This window comes from Bacteroidota bacterium, assembly GCA_016194975.1.
Classification (GTDB): Bacteria; Bacteroidota; Bacteroidia; order Palsa-965; family Palsa-965.
On sequence record JACQAM010000007.1, the window covers coordinates 83,551 to 100,803 of the forward strand.

The 17,253-nt window shown below is 44.1% G+C and carries 16 protein-coding genes; 12 read left to right on the forward strand and 4 right to left on the reverse strand.

Annotated elements, in window-relative coordinates; genetic code table 11:
• Positions 1–23: 23 nt before the first annotated feature.
• Entirely contained in the window at positions 24–308 is a 285-nt protein-coding gene (locus HY064_05000) for an antibiotic biosynthesis monooxygenase (protein ID MBI3509998.1), read from the forward strand.
• Positions 309–321: 13 nt separating this feature from the next.
• Here HY064_05000 and HY064_05005 read toward each other — a convergent pair whose 3' ends face one another.
• A complete protein-coding gene (locus HY064_05005; GenBank protein MBI3509999.1) occupies positions 322–1,074 on the reverse strand; it encodes a biotin--[acetyl-CoA-carboxylase] ligase in 753 nt (250 codons plus the stop codon).
• Between the two features lie 241 nt (positions 1,075–1,315).
• On the opposite strand from HY064_05005, the gene rsfS reads away from it, so the two are divergent.
• From rsfS to HY064_05040, 7 genes are all read left to right on the forward strand, one after another.
• Positions 1,316–1,681, forward strand: a complete 366-nt coding sequence (gene rsfS, locus HY064_05010) for a ribosome silencing factor (protein ID MBI3510000.1) — start codon at positions 1,316–1,318, stop codon at positions 1,679–1,681.
• 87 nt (positions 1,682–1,768) lie between these two features.
• Positions 1,769–3,880: an ATP-dependent zinc metalloprotease FtsH gene (gene hflB / locus HY064_05015; protein MBI3510001.1), complete on the forward strand. Its 2,112-nt coding sequence runs from the start codon at positions 1,769–1,771 to the stop codon at positions 3,878–3,880.
• A 149-nt stretch (positions 3,881–4,029) separates the two neighbouring features.
• Positions 4,030–4,413 (forward strand): four helix bundle protein, encoded by a 384-nt coding sequence (locus tag HY064_05020; protein ID MBI3510002.1) that lies wholly within the window; start codon positions 4,030–4,032, stop codon positions 4,411–4,413.
• Positions 4,414–4,451: 38 nt separating this feature from the next.
• On the forward strand, positions 4,452–5,105 hold the full coding sequence (locus HY064_05025; protein MBI3510003.1) for an LUD domain-containing protein: 654 nt from the start codon (positions 4,452–4,454) through the stop codon (positions 5,103–5,105).
• Between the two features lie 54 nt (positions 5,106–5,159).
• On the forward strand, positions 5,160–6,101 hold the full coding sequence (locus tag HY064_05030; GenBank protein MBI3510004.1) for a hypothetical protein: 942 nt from the start codon (positions 5,160–5,162) through the stop codon (positions 6,099–6,101).
• A gap of 115 nt (positions 6,102–6,216) precedes the next feature.
• The gene (locus HY064_05035; GenBank protein MBI3510005.1) at positions 6,217–7,134 is read left to right on the forward strand and encodes a phosphatidate cytidylyltransferase; all 918 of its coding nucleotides are present in this window, start codon (positions 6,217–6,219) and stop codon (positions 7,132–7,134) included.
• A 211-nt stretch (positions 7,135–7,345) separates the two neighbouring features.
• Positions 7,346–8,578: a Glu/Leu/Phe/Val dehydrogenase gene (locus HY064_05040; protein ID MBI3510006.1), complete on the forward strand. Its 1,233-nt coding sequence runs from the start codon at positions 7,346–7,348 to the stop codon at positions 8,576–8,578.
• 275 nt (positions 8,579–8,853) lie between these two features.
• Here HY064_05040 and mnmD read toward each other — a convergent pair whose 3' ends face one another.
• The 3 genes from mnmD to HY064_05055 all read right to left on the reverse strand — a co-directional run bounded on the left by mnmD (position 8,854) and on the right by HY064_05055 (position 12,861).
• Positions 8,854–9,570, reverse strand: a complete 717-nt coding sequence (mnmD, locus tag HY064_05045; protein ID MBI3510007.1) for a tRNA (5-methylaminomethyl-2-thiouridine)(34)-methyltransferase MnmD — start codon at positions 9,568–9,570, stop codon at positions 8,854–8,856.
• Positions 9,571–9,646: 76 nt separating this feature from the next.
• Complete coding sequence (locus HY064_05050; GenBank protein MBI3510008.1) at positions 9,647–11,800, reverse strand: OmpA family protein; 2,154 nt, start codon at positions 11,798–11,800, stop codon at positions 9,647–9,649.
• Positions 11,801–11,811: 11 nt separating this feature from the next.
• Complete coding sequence (locus HY064_05055; protein MBI3510009.1) at positions 11,812–12,861, reverse strand: tetratricopeptide repeat protein; 1,050 nt, start codon at positions 12,859–12,861, stop codon at positions 11,812–11,814.
• 144 nt (positions 12,862–13,005) lie between these two features.
• Between HY064_05055 and HY064_05060 the strand changes: the two genes are divergently transcribed.
• The 4 genes from HY064_05060 to HY064_05075 are packed head-to-tail and all read left to right on the forward strand — an operon-like array spanning position 13,006 to position 17,197.
• Positions 13,006–14,115 (forward strand): M20/M25/M40 family metallo-hydrolase, encoded by a 1,110-nt coding sequence (locus HY064_05060; protein ID MBI3510010.1) that lies wholly within the window; start codon positions 13,006–13,008, stop codon positions 14,113–14,115.
• Positions 14,116–14,118: 3 nt separating this feature from the next.
• Positions 14,119–14,979 (forward strand): hypothetical protein, encoded by an 861-nt coding sequence (locus tag HY064_05065; GenBank protein MBI3510011.1) that lies wholly within the window; start codon positions 14,119–14,121, stop codon positions 14,977–14,979.
• A gap of 25 nt (positions 14,980–15,004) precedes the next feature.
• Positions 15,005–16,552, forward strand: coding sequence for a GH3 auxin-responsive promoter family protein (locus tag HY064_05070; GenBank protein MBI3510012.1), 1,548 nt, complete (start codon positions 15,005–15,007; stop codon positions 16,550–16,552).
• A gap of 3 nt (positions 16,553–16,555) precedes the next feature.
• On the forward strand, positions 16,556–17,197 hold the full coding sequence (locus HY064_05075; GenBank protein MBI3510013.1) for a LysE family translocator: 642 nt from the start codon (positions 16,556–16,558) through the stop codon (positions 17,195–17,197).
• Positions 17,198–17,253 lie beyond the last annotated feature (56 nt).

Sequence of the window (17,253 nt, forward strand, 5' to 3'; positions counted from 1 at the left end):
GCACAGAAACATTTCAAATGCGAATGAAAACCATTACCCGGATCGTGAAAATGAAATTCAGGAATGAAGCGACCGGTACATTCATGGAAATTTTTTCTGCGAATAAAGAAAAGATCGCGGCGAGTCCCGGATGTATTTCAGTGGAATTGAGAAGAGACTTGTATGACGAAACACTTTTCTTCACCATTTCCCAATGGAGATCGGCAGAAGACCTTGAAAATTACAGGAAGAGCGAATTGTTCACCGAAGTTTGGGAACGCACCAAAAAACTTTTTTCTGAAAAGGCAGAAGCGTGGACTGTAACCTGAAAAGGAAAAGAGATCAGAGCATTCCCACTTCTTTAAAACCAAAACTTTTTTCTTCGCCGTTCTCCATTCGAAGAACAAGTTTTCCTTCCGGCGTCACATGCACGATCTCTGCATGAAAGATCTTCCTGAAATCAGTGAATCGCTTCTGTTCGCCTCTGCCAAATAATTTTTTTTCATATTCTTCACGCAGAAGAACTTCGTTTCCCGCGCGCAGATGCAGGTAACGCGCCTCCACGCAGGAAAATAATTCTGCGAGCACTTTTTCCATTGCAGAACTTTTTCCTGATTCAATAAAGAACGACGTAGCATTCGGCAAACCTTCGAATTTTTCCTGGTTAACATTCAAACCGATCCCGATCACGGAAGAAGCGATCACATTCCCTGAAATGATATTCTCGATGAGTATGCCGCCTGTTTTTTTTTCGCCGGCGTAAATATCATTCGGCCACTTGATCAGAATTTTTTTTTCGCTGACGAATTTTTCAGTGACCTCTGCCAATGCGAGCGCTACTGCCCGCGTGAGATCGAATTGTTCTGTAACCCCGAGGAATGAAGGTTTGAGTAAAATGCTGAGCGTAATATTTTTTCCGCTTTCACTCATCCATTCCGCTCCTCTCTGCCCTCGTCCACCGGTCTGCAGACCTGCAATGATCACGATGCCTTCCATAAATTCCCTGTTCCGTATCATCTGCAAAGCATACGTATTGGTGGAATCCACCTCTTTCAGCTTCACTAACTGCTGCCCTATGAAAAGCGCTTCCTGCATCCGCAAGGTCAATTTTAGTTACCTTTGATTCTCAATAATAACAATAAAATTCAATCCTCCGTCCTCAGCGGAAAACACATTGATGAGCATAGCAAAAAAGAAAAAAACTGTCGCAGTAAAAAAGAAGAAGAAGAAACCGGCAAAAAAAACTTCTGCCCCTTCACGCAAATCCAAACCTGCAAAAGCAAGCGGAAAGAAAAAAAGTTCCGTCAGATCGAAACCGGCAGATAAGAACGGGTCGATGACCCTTGCCGAATCTGTAGTAAGAGGAATTCTCGAAAAAAAAGGAGAAGAGATCGTTTGCCTCGATCTGCGCCCGATGGAAAATGCAGTCACTGATTTCTTCATCATCTGCGAAGCAAATTCGAACATACAGGTGGAAGCCATCGCCGACTCCGTAGAAGAAGTAGTGAAAAAAGAATTGAAACAAAAACCCTATCGTTCGCAGGGAAGAGAAAATGCAACCTGGGTGCTTATCGATTATATCAGCGTTATCGTTCACGTTTTTGAAAGAGAGACACGCTACTTTTACAATCTTGAATCGCTTTGGGCCGATGCAGCAGAAGTAAAATTTCAGAAGGCAAAAAAAGCCGCTGTTCACGGTTAACACTTCTTAACGGCGCACTACAGAAAATCTATTCGGAAATAAAATATAACCGGCCGCATAAACGACATTGAATTAAAAGCACGAATTATGAGTGAGAATCAGAATCAGCAGCAGCCGGATAATGACCAGGACCGTTTTCGCGATAAAGGAAATCCGCGTAAACCACAATTGCCGCGTTCGCCTGCAGGATTTTTCTGGGTGTACATCATCATCATTGCCGGGCTGATTGGATTTTTTGTTCCGGGAATGATGAACAGTTTGCCGGAAGTAAATTACAATGAATTCACTGCGCTGGTGAAAGATCATGCCGTACTTGAGATCCGGCGCGTGTCCAATGATAATAACGTGATGGAGATTGTTCTCGATGATAAAAAAGCAAGCGCACCTTCCATTGCCGATATCAAATCAAAAAACAAAGGATGGAGAGGACCGGTTCCTCCCGGAGAAGCGCATTTGCAATTGTCGAGTACCTGGTCTGAAGAACTGGAAAAACAAATTCGCGCTACCGAAGATTCTGCTCATTATAAAAAAGACGGAATAGAATACATTCCCATCAGGGAAGTGAAACATCAGAATCTTTCTGACCATCTCAGCTGGATTCTTCCGATCCTCATGCTCGTGGTACTCTGGATTTTTGTTATGCGCAGAATGGGTGGAGGTGGAGGCGGGCAGATTTTCAACATCGGTAAATCGCGCGCCTCGCTCTATGACAAAGACACTTCTGTGAATGTGACGTTCAATGATGTGGCGGGACTTGAAGAAGCAAAAGTGGAGATCAAAGAGATCGTTGATTTTCTCAAGCACCCGAAAAAATATACCGATCTCGGTGCAAAAATTCCGAAAGGCGCATTGCTCGTTGGCCCTCCCGGCACAGGAAAAACACTGCTCGCAAAAGCAGTTGCCGGTGAAGCGAAAGTTCCTTTCTTCTCACTCTCGGGTTCCGACTTCGTGGAAATGTTCGTAGGCGTAGGCGCATCGCGCGTGCGCGATCTTTTCAAACAGGCGAAAGAAAAAGCGCCGTGCATTATTTTCATTGACGAGATCGACGCGATTGGCCGCGCGCGTGGGCGCAGCATTTCACAAGGTGCGAATGATGAAAGAGAAAATACGCTGAACCAATTACTCACTGAGATGGATGGATTCGGAACAAACAGCGGTGTGATCATTCTTGCTGCAACGAATCGCGCTGACATACTCGACCGCGCACTCCTGCGTGCAGGACGTTTCGATCGCCAGATCTATGTTGATCTTCCTGACCTGAATGAACGTCGTGCTATTTTCCAGGTGCACCTGAAACCATTGAAGCTCGATAAAACTGTTGACTTGGATTTTCTTGCCAAACAAACCCCCGGTTTTTCCGGCGCTGATATTGCAAACATCTGTAACGAAGCGGCACTCATTGCGGCGCGTCACAATAAAAAATTAGTGGAGAAACAGGATTTTCTCGATGCAGTGGATCGTATCATTGGCGGACTCGAAAAGAAAAATAAAATTATTTCCAAAGCAGAAAAAGAAACGATCGCATTCCACGAAGCAGGCCATGCCACAGTAAGCTGGATGCTCGAACACGCGGCGCCATTGGTAAAAGTGACCATTGTTCCTCGCGGGCGTTCGTTGGGCGCTGCCTGGTATCTGCCGGATGAACGTCAATTGACAACCACCGAACAATTCATGGATGAGTTGTGTGCAACTCTTGGCGGAAGAGCGGCAGAGGAAGTGGTGTTCGGAAAAATTTCTACCGGTGCACTGAGTGATCTCGAGCGTGTGACCAAACAGGCTTATGCGATGGTCATGTATTATGGACTGAATGAAAAAATGGGAAATATTTCCTACTACGATACGAGCGGACAGGAATTCATGATGAATAAACCTTACAGCGAAAAAACAGCCGAGACGATAGATGAAGAAGTAAAAAAACTGATTGCTGTTGCTTACGAAAAAACAAAACAGATCCTGCGTGACAATAGAGATAAACTGTCCCAGCTTGCGCATAAGCTCATGGAGAAGGAAGTTATTTTCAAAGAAGATCTCGAAACAATTTTCGGAAAACGCAAATGGGATAAATCAGATGAAAATCCTACGCCGGAACAAATGAAGAATGCCATTGAAGTGGATGAACCGATCGTGGAGCCGGGAGAAGAAGCAGCAGAAGGAAAAGATGTTCCTGCAGTTCCGAAAGTTGATGCCCCGAAGGAATAGAGGTGAGAAGTGAGAACTGAGAGGTAAGAACTGAGAACTTAGAAATGGGAAGTGGGAAATGGGAAATCAGGATGTTAGTAATTTTTTTTGAGGGTTGTTTGCCGGAAATATAGTTTTGCCTCCTATTTATCTATTATTAATTTTTATTTATGAAACACATTGTAAGAAAACTTAAAATCTGGAATGAAGCGATTGATCTCGCTGTAAATGTTTACGAACTGTCTTCTCATTTTCCGTCGGACGAAAGATTCGGATTGATCTCACAAACGAGAAGAGCATCTGTTTCTATTTCCTCAAATATTGCTGAGGGCGCCGGCAGAAATACCAACAAAGATTTCGCCCGATTTCTCGGAATTTCCAATGGATCATCTTGTGAACTGATGTCGCAATTGGTCATCGCGCAAAGGCTCGACCTGGTTCAGGAATATCAGGTTGCTCCTGTTCTCAAAAAAATTGACGAGATTCAACGCATGACTTATTCCTTCAGGCAGCAACTACTGTCAGGTACTGTTTACAAAAACTCTAAGTTCTAAACTCTAAGTTCTAAGCTCTAATCTCCCCTATCTCAAAAATGACTGACACCACCTCCAGGGAAAAAATTCTCAAGAAAGTACGGGCAGCACTCATTCACAAATCACGCGCGGAGCAACCTTCCATCGATTTCGACAGCAATATTTATCATGAACCGGAAGATGCGCTCGAACTTGTTTTTGCGCAACAATTCTCTGATGCCGGCGGACAATTTATTTTCTGCGAGAACGAAGAAGATTTCATTTACAATATCGGTGCGTTGACCGCCGATGAAAGTTTCGGTACTATCTGGTGCGGAGAAAAAGAAATTCACGAATTATTGAAAACTGCCGGCGTAAAATTTACCGGTGAAAAAAAAGATATTTCTGAAGCAAAAACTTCGGTTACCGGTTGTGAATTTCTTATTGCGCGCACAGGAAGTATTCTCGTGAGTTCAAGACAAGGCAGCGGAAGAAGAGGTTTCATTTACCCCGATCAGCATATCGTGATCGCGAAAACTTCCCAACTTATTTTTACGCTTCGCGAAGGATTGAAAGCGCTGAAGAAAAAATATCCTGAATTGCCTTCGAGCGTGAGCATCATCACCGGCCCGAGCAGAACTGCCGACATCGAAAAAACATTAGTGACCGGCGTTCATGGCCCCGGAGAAATTTATCTTTTCCTGATTGATGATGTGCCGCCTGTAATGGAATAAAATTTCATTGGCAACTTTAATGCAATTGTTCGTCTTTAAACAAAACTTCTTTGCATGAAAAAAATTATTCCGATCATCGCTGCCACATTTCTTGCCTCTGCGCTTCACGCACAACACCGGCCCGACTCTCTGCATTTTTTCAAACCGCAAGCGATCACTTTGTCGGGCGGAATGAATGTTTACAATGAAATTCCATTCACGCTCGGTGAGATGAGAAAGATCGCTCCCTCGTCGGTGATCCTTTCCGGCGATTTTTCTTCTTTCACCAGTTCAGGTACGCTCAGCGGATATTCCATGAGCACTAACGCACTCGGCGGACTGCTTGCGGAATTTGTTCCTTACTCAAAAAAGAAAAATTCATACGCCTGGAATTCGGTGGTACGCGCAGGATTGAATTACGCTTCGTTCCAATTCGACGGCGAAAGTTTTTCCCGTTCTTCTTCGGTTCGTTACGATACGGTCACTTCAGGCAACATGACCTTTTACATGGATTCTACTTTCTTTGAGAATTATTCCTTTTCATGGAATACGAGTGTGATCAGCGCCGACCTCAGCCAGCTTTTTCATTCGAATGAAGCAAAATTATTTTCGATCGGAATTGGATACGGAATTCAATTCGGCGCCGGAATAAATTCTGGTTTTACTGCTTCGTATTTCGCGATGCATGAAGTGACCATGACACAATATCCCGGGGGAGGAGGAACAGCGGGCATGTACTCCGTGAGTTCCGATCTGCATAATGAAAATGAATTGGTGAAAACGAAAAATGCATTTTTCGGAAGAATTTATGTTCCCCTGCAATTCCAGTTACGCCTCTCGAGAAAAAATACATTCTGGAATAAACTTGCACTCACTTCTGAAATAAGAACCAGTCTTGATTTTGTGACGGTTCCAAATCTCGGATTGCAAACGCATCCCTGCTATTTTCAGAATTTCGGCATCAAATATTATTTTCAGAATAATTCCACGGAGACTTTCATGCCGGGGGCCTGGTGAAAAATTTTAATTTTTCGTTTCGTGTCCCTCGTACGCGACTGCGGTAATTCGAAAATTCCAGATTCGAATGGCAGGCAGGTATTTTGAGAACGCAATTAGTACCTTCGTTCTGCCAATGGATAAAAACTTTTTCCAGCGAACCCTTACCGGTGCAATTTTCGTGATCGTGGTTGTGTCTGCCCTGGTTTTCAGCGCATGGAGTATGTTTGCATTGTTTCTGTTCATCGCTATTCTCGGGCTGAATGAATTTTACAAACTCGCTGAGAAAACCAGCGCACATCCGCAAAAACTTTATGGAATTTCGCTGGGAATATTCATAGTTGTCGTTGCCTTTCTTAGCAAAGCATTTCCGTTGCCGAATGAAATTCATTTTCTTGTTCCATTGGTCTTTCTCCCGTTCTTCATCGAACTCTTCCGGAAAAAAGAAAATCCGTTTTCAAACATTGCGTGGACATTTCTCGGAATAATTTACATCGCTGTTCCAATGTGCATGATCGTTGGGACTTTTACACCGGAATTTCTGCTAATGAGTTTCCTGAATCCACACGCAGAATTTCTTCCTGCTTATGCAGGCATAAAATATAATTATCCGCCGCTCCTAACTTTCATCATTCTCATCTGGGTGAATGATACGATGGCTTATCTCTGCGGAAAATTTTTAGGACGGCATAAATTATTCGAAAGAATTTCTCCGAAAAAAACATGGGAAGGATTCATCGGCGGAATGATCTTTACCATCGTTGCCGGGGGAATGATCGCGAACTGGTTCATTGGCAATCCGCACAATTATCGTCATGAAATTCTCTGGATACTGATGGGCTTTACCATTTCGATCACCGGAGTTCTGGGCGATCTTGCAGAATCTCTTTTCAAACGCAGCATCGGTATAAAAGATTCTGGAAATATTTTCCCGGGCCACGGCGGAATTCTCGATCGCTTCGATGCACTTTTTCTCGCCACTCCTTTTGCCATGGCGGTTTACTGGTTGTGCGATGCTTTCCTCAACACCGGAACTTTCTACTTTCCACATTAGAATTCATCTCTCATTTTCAGACGTTTATCTGCCCCGAAAAGCCGCCTGTCACAGCTCATATCCTGTCCTGAAAAAACCCTTAATTTCGTTCTCCGGATCACCACTAAAAACACAACGGAAAATCTCAAACAAAAAATATTTTATGGATACCACGATGAATAAAAAGACCGAAGAAACTTCAAATGCAAAAGCAGTTGTTCAGCATGCAACCATGTTCGAAGAAGTACTTGCCCGGCTCGATAAAGCGGCAGCACTTTACGGACTCGCTCCAGAAATTTTAGAGATTCTCCGTCACACAAAAAGAGAAGTTACCGTAAGTCTTCCTGTAAAAATGGACGACGGATCAATAAAAGTTTTTGACGGATTCCGTACGGTTCATTCCACTCATCTTGGCCCTTCAAAAGGCGGAATACGTTATGCAATGGATGTGAATGCTGATGAAGTTCGCGCACTTGCTTCGTGGATGACTATAAAATGTGCGATCGCAAATCTTCCTTATGGTGGTGGAAAAGGCGGAGTGAAATGTGATCCTAGAAAATTATCTGCAGGAGAACTCGAGCGCATTACACGTGCATATACGCGCGCAATGTCGGATGTGTTCGGTGTGAATAAAGATATTCCTGCTCCCGATATGGGAACAGGAAAAAAAGAAATGGCGTGGCTGCTCGATGAATTCAACCGCATCAAAGGAGAAGATACTCCCGGCGTTGTTACCGGAAAACCGATCACGCTCGGTGGATCGCGCGGGCGCGAAGCTGCTACCGGCCGCGGTGTAATGGTCGCATCACTCGCTGCAATGAAAAAGATCGGCATCAATTATAAAACGGCGACAGCCGCTGTGCAGGGATTCGGAAATGTGGGATCGAATGCAGCGCGGCTTATCGCTTCGAAGAATATTAAAATTCTGGCGATCTCCGATCACACTGCCGCTTTTCATAATGCAAATGGATTCAATATTGACGATGTGATAAAATTTGCTGCTGATAATGGCGGTGTGCTCAAAGGATTCAAAGGCGGAGACGAGATCACGAATAATCAACTCATCACTTCAGAAGTAGATCTTCTTGTTCCGGCTGCAATTCAAGGTGTGATCACCACTGCAAATGCAAAAGATATAAAAGCAAAATTAATTGTAGAAGGTGCGAATGGCCCCACTGAAGCAGATGCCGATCAACTCCTGAATGACAAAGGAATTGTTGTTGTTCCCGATGTGCTGGCGAATGGCGGCGGCGTTACTGTTTCTTATTTCGAATGGGTGCAGAACCGCATGGGACATTACTGGAGCGAAGATGAAGTGAATGCAAAACATGACGCAAGCATGGCGCAGGCATTTGAAAATTGCTGGTTCAATTCGCAGCAATACAAAACTTCCATGCGCATAGGCGCTTACATTACCGCGCTGAAAAAATTAGATAAAGCAATCCGGTATAAAGGGAATTATTAAGAGAACTTAGTGCGAAGAGTTTAGAACTTAGATACGAAAGGCCTGGAGATTTTCTCCGGGCTTTTTTTCTTGCTGATTTGCCTGCTCGCCGGAATTTTAATGAAGGCGAGGAACGGCGGCTTCAGCGTTTCATAAAACCACCTGTCCTGCTGGTGCGCAATCCCGAACGCGTTCGGGAAAAACGCACCATCAGGGTTAAGAAAGTTGGTTCGATGCAGCAAAATGAGTCACACAGATCTCACGGATTTACACAGATTAATTTTGAATCTTGAATTTTAAATTTTGAATGCGCGAAGCATTTCGCGTTTTCCCGGCGGGCCTTCCGTCCGCTCCACTTCAAATCCCGCAGCTTTCATATTCCTCCTCACCTGCCCCTTCGCGCAATACGTAACGAGGATTCCATTTTTTCTCAAACACAAAAACATTTTCCGAAAAACTTCCTCCGTCCACAATTCCGGCTGCACACGCGGAGAAAATGCATCGAAGAAAATAAGATCGAAACTTTCTTCCGCAGGAGAATATTTTTCCAGCGTTGTTTCAAGTTTTGTCAATGAGAAATCCTGTGATAACTGAATCTTTGCATTCCATTCCGCGCGATGCAATTCTTCAAACACGCTTTTCTCTTCATCATTATTCGCATAATTGATCGCACTCCATTCCTCTTTCTCCAATGGGAACGCCTCGATCGAAGTATAATCACAATTCGCTTTCGCATTTACATTCACTAAGAAAGCATTCAATCCCGTTCCAAAACCGATCTCAAGAATAGAAATCGTGAGGCCTTCGTTTGTCAGACTGAGCTTGTCGAAGGCTGAATTTTGAATTTTCAATCTTGAATCCTGAATCTTTTCCAATCCCATTTTCATGAACACGTGCTTCGACTCCGTGACCGCACCGTGAATGGAATGATAATGTTCGTTGTGTTCGGGAAGAAATAAAGTGGGGGAACCGTCTTTGGTAATAAATATAGTTTTCTTCGGAGAGGAATTCATCTGCTGTTTGACAATGGTAATGAGTTTTGAGTTTAATAAATACAATAGGAGTTACTCTCTCATAATTCATAACTCATTACTTACTCGTAATCTTAAACTCCGTCCGCCTGTTATTCGCTCTTCCCTCATCCGTATCATTCGTATCGATCGGTTTCGATTCTCCATAACCCACCCACGTCATACGATCTGCTTTTATTCCTTTGCCCACGAGATAATCTACGCACGCTTTCGCACGCGCCTCCGAAAGTTTCTGGTTGTAATCATCGGAACCTTTTGAATCGGTGTGTCCCGACAATTCAATTTTTATAGTAGGATTATCCTGCATGATCTTCACCAATCGATCGAGTTCAATATCGGATTCCGGTTTCAATGTCGATTTATCAAAATCAAAAAACACATTCCGGAGCACGATCGTACTGCCGACGCTGATCGGCTCGAGCTGCACATCTTTCGTCACTTCCTGATACATGGCTGTGGCGGGAATATCAAAATTCTCCGAGTGGAAAAGATAACCATCCATCTTCACCGCTATTCCATAATTTTTTCCGGATGGCAACGAGACTAAATATTTTCCGCTCGCGGAATTCGCCGGAAAAGTTGCAACGATCTGCGCCGTGGAATTATCGACGATCTCGATCATAGCTCCGAGCGGTTTTCCATTGGTAGCATCGGTCACCGTTCCTTTCAGGAGCGTTACCTGCGCAGTAGGAACTTCCACCGTCTTCAAAGCTTCTATCGATTTCACCGGCGCAGTTCTTCCTGCAAGAAGATTATCTTCATTACTCAACGCAAGTGGTTTCTCCGGGCCGAGGAAAGTAATTTTGTAAATATCTTTCTCTCCCTGTCCGTCACTTTTGTTCGACGCATAATAGCCGTGTTTTCCATCGGCAGAAATTACAAAGAACACATCATCATCGGGGCCATTGATTGGCCATCCGAGGTTTTCCGGCTCTCCCCATTTTCCATCTTTGAATTCACTTTTGAAAATATCGTAACCGCCCATCGAATTATGTCCCTGCGAAGAAAAATAAATTGTTTTTCCATCGGGGTGAATGAACACGCCTTCTTCTCCGTAAATTGTATTGATCGGTGCGCCAATATTCGAAGACTCTCCCCATTTGCCTTTTGCATCCATTGTAGAAACCCAGATGTCGCGGTTGCCCATCGTACCGTCTTTATCGGAAATGTAATAGAGTTTTTTTCCATCGAAAGAAAGTGAAACTGAAGATTCGTGTCCATCAGAATTAATATTTTTATTCATTCGTTCCGGATCAGTCCACTTGTCGCCTTTCAAAACACTTTCATAAAGATCACCGCCGTTCGTTGGACGATATACATACAGTTTTTGTCCGTCGGGAGAAAGGCCTGCCGTTGCATCATGGTCATCTGTGTTAATGGGCTTTCCCATATTCACCGGCGCGGTCCATTGCCCGTTCACATAATTTGTTTGATATAGATCTTCGAAATATTGCCCGTCTTCATCTTTTTTTGCTCCTGTAGAAGTTGCGCGGCGCGATGTAAATAACATTTCAGATTCATCGGCGGTTATGAGCGGTGTGTATTCCGGATCGGAAGTATTTACCGTTGCACCGAGATTATCAATGAAAACGCGCTGCGGGTTTTTCTGGAATTCTTTTCCGTTCACACATTCCTGGATCTTGCGATTCATATCCGCGATTTTATCTTTATTTTTTGCTCCGTCCACATTCAGCGGAACAAGATAAGCGCGGTATGCTGTGATCGCTTTATCCCATTGTGCGCTCAGGTGATAAAGCCGCCCGAGATAATACTGCACATCAGGAGCAACATTCGGATTGAGTTTATTTGCTTTCTCAATGTAACTCAATCCCATTTGTTTCTGCGAAGAAATATTATAATAGCAGATCGACATTTTATAATTCAGCGTTGCGCTGTTCGGGTTGAATGTATTTGCAATGAGAAATTCATCGAGCGCCTGCTTGAAAAGATCGCCGCCCGCACCACCGAGTTCATTGATCCCATTCGGGAGGTAATGATTCTTGTCAATAAAATATTTCAACTCGCCGGCCTGCGACGCCTGCGCCTGCCCGAAAATATCATTTCCTTTTTCATAATGTTTGTTGGCTTCCTTGAAAGCTTTATGATCCGGAAAATTCTTGTCATCCCATTCTGTGTTGGTTTGCGCGGAAATTTTTCCGGCACCGGAAACGAGAACAGAAATAAAAAATAAAGAGGAGAATAATTTTTTCATTGTGAAAATTTTTATTGGCATTCTGCAGAATATTGTAAGGCCTGTTTTACGCCGAGGTCAGCCGCTTTAATAAAATCGGAACAAGCCGAATCGTCGCGCAGCATTTCTTTGGCAATACCGCGATTCATGTAAGCTTCGCCGTATTTCTGATTCAACTGTATCGCTTTGTTGCAGTCTTCAACGGCTCCTTTGTAATCGCGTTGCTTGTAACGGACCGCAGCGCGATTCACATAAGCGAATGCATAATCGTTTTTTATCTGGATCGCGCGATTGAAATCAGACATTGCTCCATCATAATCGCCGGAATCGAATTTTGCTGAGCCGCGATTATTGTAAGCGATGTAATAATCACTTTTCATATTCACAGCAGTCGTGTACGATTCGATCGCTCCTTTGAGATCACCTTTTTCCCGCCGCGCACTTCCCATGTTATTGTAAACGAAAGCAAGTCCCGGATTCACCGTGATCGCGTGCTGGTAATCGAAGATCGCTCCATCGAGATCTCCGCTTTCTCTTTTCGCAGAGCCGCGGTCGTTCCAGTAGTACGCATCTTTCTGATTAATATTTATTGCCTTATCAAAATCAGAAATGGCGCCCTTGTAATCCATATTCTCGAATTTTATTTCTCCGCTGTGATAAAGCGCTTTGTCGTTCGACGGATTTATTCTCACAGCTTGCGCATAATCGTCGGCCGCTCCTTTCATATCATTATCCGCTTCTTTCACCTGCCCGCGCGAGAAATAAGAATAATCCGCAGCAGGATTGAGTTCGATCGATTTCGAAAAATCTTCTTTCGCGCTGTTATTCATAATGAGTTGAAATTTCGCCAGCCCGCGATTGTAATATGCTTTTTCAAAATCGGCTTTTGCTTCGATCGCTTTATTGAAATCGGCAAGCGCATCGGCATACTGGCCGGCATTGAGTTTTGTAGTGCCGCTGTTGTAATACATTTCGGCTTCGGGTGGAGGCGCGAGCGTATTCGCTTTCACGGTGTCCTGTGCGCGCAGGGAAAAACTTCCTGCTATTGCGAAACAAATGATGAAGAATAAACGTGCGTTCATGTTTACCGGGTTTAACGGACTAAAGTAGGAAAATCATTCGGGTTTCTAAATGAAAATAATACAAAATACGGGCCGCAATTCCAGAGAATTTTTATTCACAAATTCATTGGCTTGTTATTGTATCTTTAAACACAATTTATTCTTATGGCAAAAAAAACAACTACTCCCGATAAAAATACCATCTTAGGAAAAGAAGAACTTGCTTTTCTTGAGCGCTACATCAACAATTCATCGCCCACCGGTTTTGAAACGCCGGGGCAGCAAATGTGGCTCGACTACATTCGCCCTTTTGTGGATTCCACTTTCACCGATACGTACGGAACTGCAGTCGGTGTAATTAATCCCGGCGCAAAATATAAAGTGGTGATAGAAGCGCACGCCGATGAGATCTCCTGGTTCGTGCATTACATCACGAAAGACGGATTTATTTATTTGCGCAGGAACGGCGGATCGGATCACCAGATTGCTCCGTCGAAGCGCGTGAACATTTACACCGAAAAAGGAATTGTAAAAGCTGTTTTCGGTTGGCCTGCCATTCACGTGCGCGATGCGGCAAAAGAAGAAGCTCCTTCACAGAGAAATATTTTTCTCGACTGCGGATGCATTTCCGATAAAGAAGTTGCCGCACTGGGAATTCACGTGGGCTGCGTGTGCACGTACGAAGATGAATTCATGGTGCTCAATGATCGCTATTACATGGGGCGCGCACTCGACAACCGTGCAGGCGGATTCATGATCACGCAGGTGGCGCGGCTGCTGAAAAAAAACAAAGTGAAACTTCCGTATGCACTTTACATTGTGAATTCGGTGCAGGAAGAAGTGGGATTGCGCGGTGCAGAAATGATCGTGGAAAATATAAAACCAAATGTGGCGATCATTACCGACGTTACGCACGACACGCAAACACCAATGATGAATAAAATTGCGCAGGGCGATATTTCCTGCGGAAAAGGACCGACGGTAACTTACGGCCCCGCTGTTCACAACAAATTACTGAAGCAGATCATTGATACTGCTGCAAAAAATAAAATTCCCATTCAGCGTGAAGCCGTTTCCCGTTCTACCGGAACAGATACGGATGCATTCGCATATTCATCAGGAGGAATTGCATCGGCGCTCATTTCTCTTCCGCTGCGTTACATGCACACCACGGTGGAAAGCGTTCACAAAAAAGATGTGGATCAGGTAATCCGTCTTATCTTCGAAACACTGAAGACCATTAAGGCCAACCAGGATTTCCGTTACATAAAATAAACTATGAAAAAATTCGCAGTTCCGTTCCTGTTTTCCTTTATCGCTGCTCTTGGAATTTTTTCCTGTTCCGGCGATAAACCGAATGATGCCACGCATAACGATTCGGTGGGAGATACTTCATCCGACATTGGAAATGTTCCGGATTCAGTGAAACAGAAATTCAGAAAATTAGTTGCGGCATTGCCGGTTCCATTTGAAGTGCTCAATCGTTTTTCCGGCGCGCACCTTCCCTATCACGGCGAATTACTTAATCCTCCCGATAATGCAGATCGTTATAACGGCGGCAATATTGAGGCGGTGAATCTCGGAATTTACGGAGCGGATATCGCTTACATGATCTCACAGAATAATCTTGGAGAGTCTGCTCCTTACATGAAAAGTATCCGCCGCTTGTCTGACGAGATCGTTATTCCTACTGCGTTCGATGAAATGATCATGAAACGATATGGCGATAATAAAGACAGTAAGGATTCCATGCAGAGCATCATCACCGATTCTTATCACCGCATCGACAACACACTTCAAAGCAATGATCGTCTTACACTCGCAACGCTTGTTATCTGCGGAGGATGGATCGAGAGTATTTATTTAACCACGCAGCACATTGGCACCGAGCAACAGAATGAAAAAAACAAAGTGTTGTTCGATATGCTCACCATGCAACAGCCGTACATCGAAAAGATCGATGACCTGCTCAGTTCATTTCCGAATGACAGTACGTGCGCAATGATCTATCGCGATATGAAATCCATGCAGGATGTTTTTCCATCTTCGGAAATGAGCCCGGAAATTTTTTCGGCACAGTTGCAGAAACTGGATGCGATCATTGCAAAAGACCGGAATCAATTGGTGAAAGTGCAGTGATGTATCATCAATAAATTTATTCATCATGGCCATTCTTGGATCGATCGTAAAGCGAACACTCAATCTCAATAAAAGAATTCCGCGTTTCCGGAGGAGAGATGCTTACAACCAGCAGATAAAAACGCTGAAGAAATTATTAACGAAAGCAGAATTCACTGCGTTCGGCGAGCATTACAATTTCACCCGCATTCTCAGTGACGCCGATCCTGTAAAAGCATTCCGCTCTTCGGTGGATCTTTACGATTACAATTCCATGTTCCGCAAATGGTGGTACCGAACGCTCAATGGAGAATCGTATGTGTGCTGGCCCGAGCGCGTGAAATATTTTGCACTCAGTTCCGGAACTTCCGAGCAATCGAGCAAACATATTCCGGTTACAAAAGACATGATGCGCGCCATTCGCAAATCGAGTGTGCGGCAGGTGCTCGCGCTTTCGCAATATGATTTTCCCCCGGAATTTTACCAGAAGGGAATGCTCATGATTGGCGGCAGCACGCACCTGAATTACAACGGCACTTATTATTCCGGCGATCTCAGCGGAATTACAACCGGTAATGTTCCATTCTGGTTCCAGCATTTTTACAAACCGGGAAACCGAATTGCACGCGAGCGCGACTGGAGTACAAAACTGGAAGAGATCGTTCGCAACGCATCGCAATGGGATATCGGAATAGTAGCCGGTGTTCCTGCATGGATACAAATTCTTTTCGAACGCATCATTGCTCATTACAAAGTGAAAAACATTCACGACATCTGGCCGAATCTTGAAATTTATGTGTGGGGCGGAGTTTCCATCAAGCCGTACAAAAAAGGTTTTGAAAAATTAGTGGGGCGGCCGATCAAGTATCTTGAAACTTATCTTGCCTCGGAAGGATTCATCGCTTTCCAGAAAAATCCGGATTCAGAAGGACAGCGCCTTGTAACAGACAACGGGATTTTTTTCGAATTCGTTCCGTTCAACGAAGAAAATTTTGACGGCGATGGAAATTTAAAAAAGAAACCGAAAGTTTTAACGCTGGCAGAAGTGGATGGAGAAACGGAATACGCGCTCGTGATGAGTACGTGTTCGGGCGCGTGGCGATATCTCATTGGCGACACGGTGAAATTTTCTGACGTGGAAAATGCGGAGATCATCATTACCGGAAGGACAAAACAATTTCTGAGTTTGTGCGGCGAACATCTTTCGCAGGACAACATGAATCGCGCGATCGATCTTGTTGCGGAAGAATTCGATATTGAAATTCCTGAATTCACAGTGGCAGGAATCAATTATCAAAATCTTTTTGCGCATCACTGGTACATTGGCACAGACAGCAAAGTGGATGCAGAAAAACTGAAAGTTTCGCTCGACGAACACCTCAAAGCACTCAATGATGATTACCGTGTGGAGCGTATCGCTGCGTTGAAAGACATCATCATTGAAATTCTGCCGGTGAATGCTTTTCTCGACTGGATGCGAAAGCATGGAAAAATGGGAAGCCAGCATAAATTTCCCAGGGTAATGAGATATTCAATGCTTGATGACTGGAAAAAACATCTCGGGGAATTCAAAAGATCAACAGTTGCAAAATAAAATATGTTAGGCGCAATAGGCCAGGGAATATTATTCGGCATCGCTCTCTGTTTTTCCATTGGGCCGGCATTCTTCGGCCTTATCCAGACGAGCCTGCGCCACGGGCACGCCGCGGGAATAGAAATGGCGCTTGGAATTTTTGCTTCCGATCTTACTTATCTTCTTCTCGCCTATTTCGGTTTGTCGGGATGGATGATGGATGAAAAATATGCATTGCCTGTCGGGCTCACCGGTGGCGCATTACTCATCGGTTATGGTTCTTACCAGATCTTCAAAAAAACAATTGTGCAGAGTGTGGAAGGAGATGTCGAGATCAAATCGCCGACATTGGGAACGATGATGCTTAAAGGATTCCTGATGAACCTGCTGAATCCTTTCATTCTTATTCTGTGGCTGAGCGCAATGACGCTGGCATCGAACAGGTTCAATAATGACTATTGGCCGATGTTCGCATTTTTTGTTGCGACACTCGCCACTGTTTTGGGAACTGATATTCTGAAAGCGCTCGGTGCCGGAAAAATAAAAAGTTACCTCAACGAAAACATGCTTCACAAAGTAAATATTATTGCAGGGATCATTCTAGTTATTTCAGGGTTGGTTCTCATAGTGCGCGTTTTCGTGGAAGAACCATGGGCGAAAAAATAATTTTGGAATTTTTATTTTAGATCCTGTTTCCCTTCGTCGCCTATCACTCAAAACTC

Bases quoted from the DNA above. Each gene is read 5' to 3' on its own strand.
- HY064_05000 (MBI3509998.1), top strand. From the start codon at position 24: ATGAAAACCATTACCCGGATCGTGAAAATGAAATTCAGGAATGAAGCG.
- HY064_05005 (MBI3509999.1), bottom strand. From the start codon at position 1,074: ATGCAGGAAGCGCTTTTCATAGGGCAGCAGTTAGTGAAGCTGAAAGAG.
- rsfS (MBI3510000.1), top strand. From the start codon at position 1,316: ATGACCCTTGCCGAATCTGTAGTAAGAGGAATTCTCGAAAAAAAAGGA.
- hflB (MBI3510001.1), top strand. From the start codon at position 1,769: ATGAGTGAGAATCAGAATCAGCAGCAGCCGGATAATGACCAGGACCGT.
- HY064_05020 (MBI3510002.1), top strand. From the start codon at position 4,030: ATGAAACACATTGTAAGAAAACTTAAAATCTGGAATGAAGCGATTGAT.
- HY064_05025 (MBI3510003.1), top strand. From the start codon at position 4,452: ATGACTGACACCACCTCCAGGGAAAAAATTCTCAAGAAAGTACGGGCA.
- HY064_05030 (MBI3510004.1), top strand. From the start codon at position 5,160: ATGAAAAAAATTATTCCGATCATCGCTGCCACATTTCTTGCCTCTGCG.
- HY064_05035 (MBI3510005.1), top strand. From the start codon at position 6,217: ATGGATAAAAACTTTTTCCAGCGAACCCTTACCGGTGCAATTTTCGTG.
- HY064_05040 (MBI3510006.1), top strand. From the start codon at position 7,346: ATGTTCGAAGAAGTACTTGCCCGGCTCGATAAAGCGGCAGCACTTTAC.
- mnmD (MBI3510007.1), bottom strand. From the start codon at position 9,570: ATGAATTCCTCTCCGAAGAAAACTATATTTATTACCAAAGACGGTTCC.
- HY064_05050 (MBI3510008.1), bottom strand. From the start codon at position 11,800: ATGAAAAAATTATTCTCCTCTTTATTTTTTATTTCTGTTCTCGTTTCC.
- HY064_05055 (MBI3510009.1), bottom strand. From the start codon at position 12,861: ATGAACGCACGTTTATTCTTCATCATTTGTTTCGCAATAGCAGGAAGT.
- HY064_05060 (MBI3510010.1), top strand. From the start codon at position 13,006: ATGGCAAAAAAAACAACTACTCCCGATAAAAATACCATCTTAGGAAAA.
- HY064_05065 (MBI3510011.1), top strand. From the start codon at position 14,119: ATGAAAAAATTCGCAGTTCCGTTCCTGTTTTCCTTTATCGCTGCTCTT.
- HY064_05070 (MBI3510012.1), top strand. From the start codon at position 15,005: ATGGCCATTCTTGGATCGATCGTAAAGCGAACACTCAATCTCAATAAA.
- HY064_05075 (MBI3510013.1), top strand. From the start codon at position 16,556: ATGTTAGGCGCAATAGGCCAGGGAATATTATTCGGCATCGCTCTCTGT.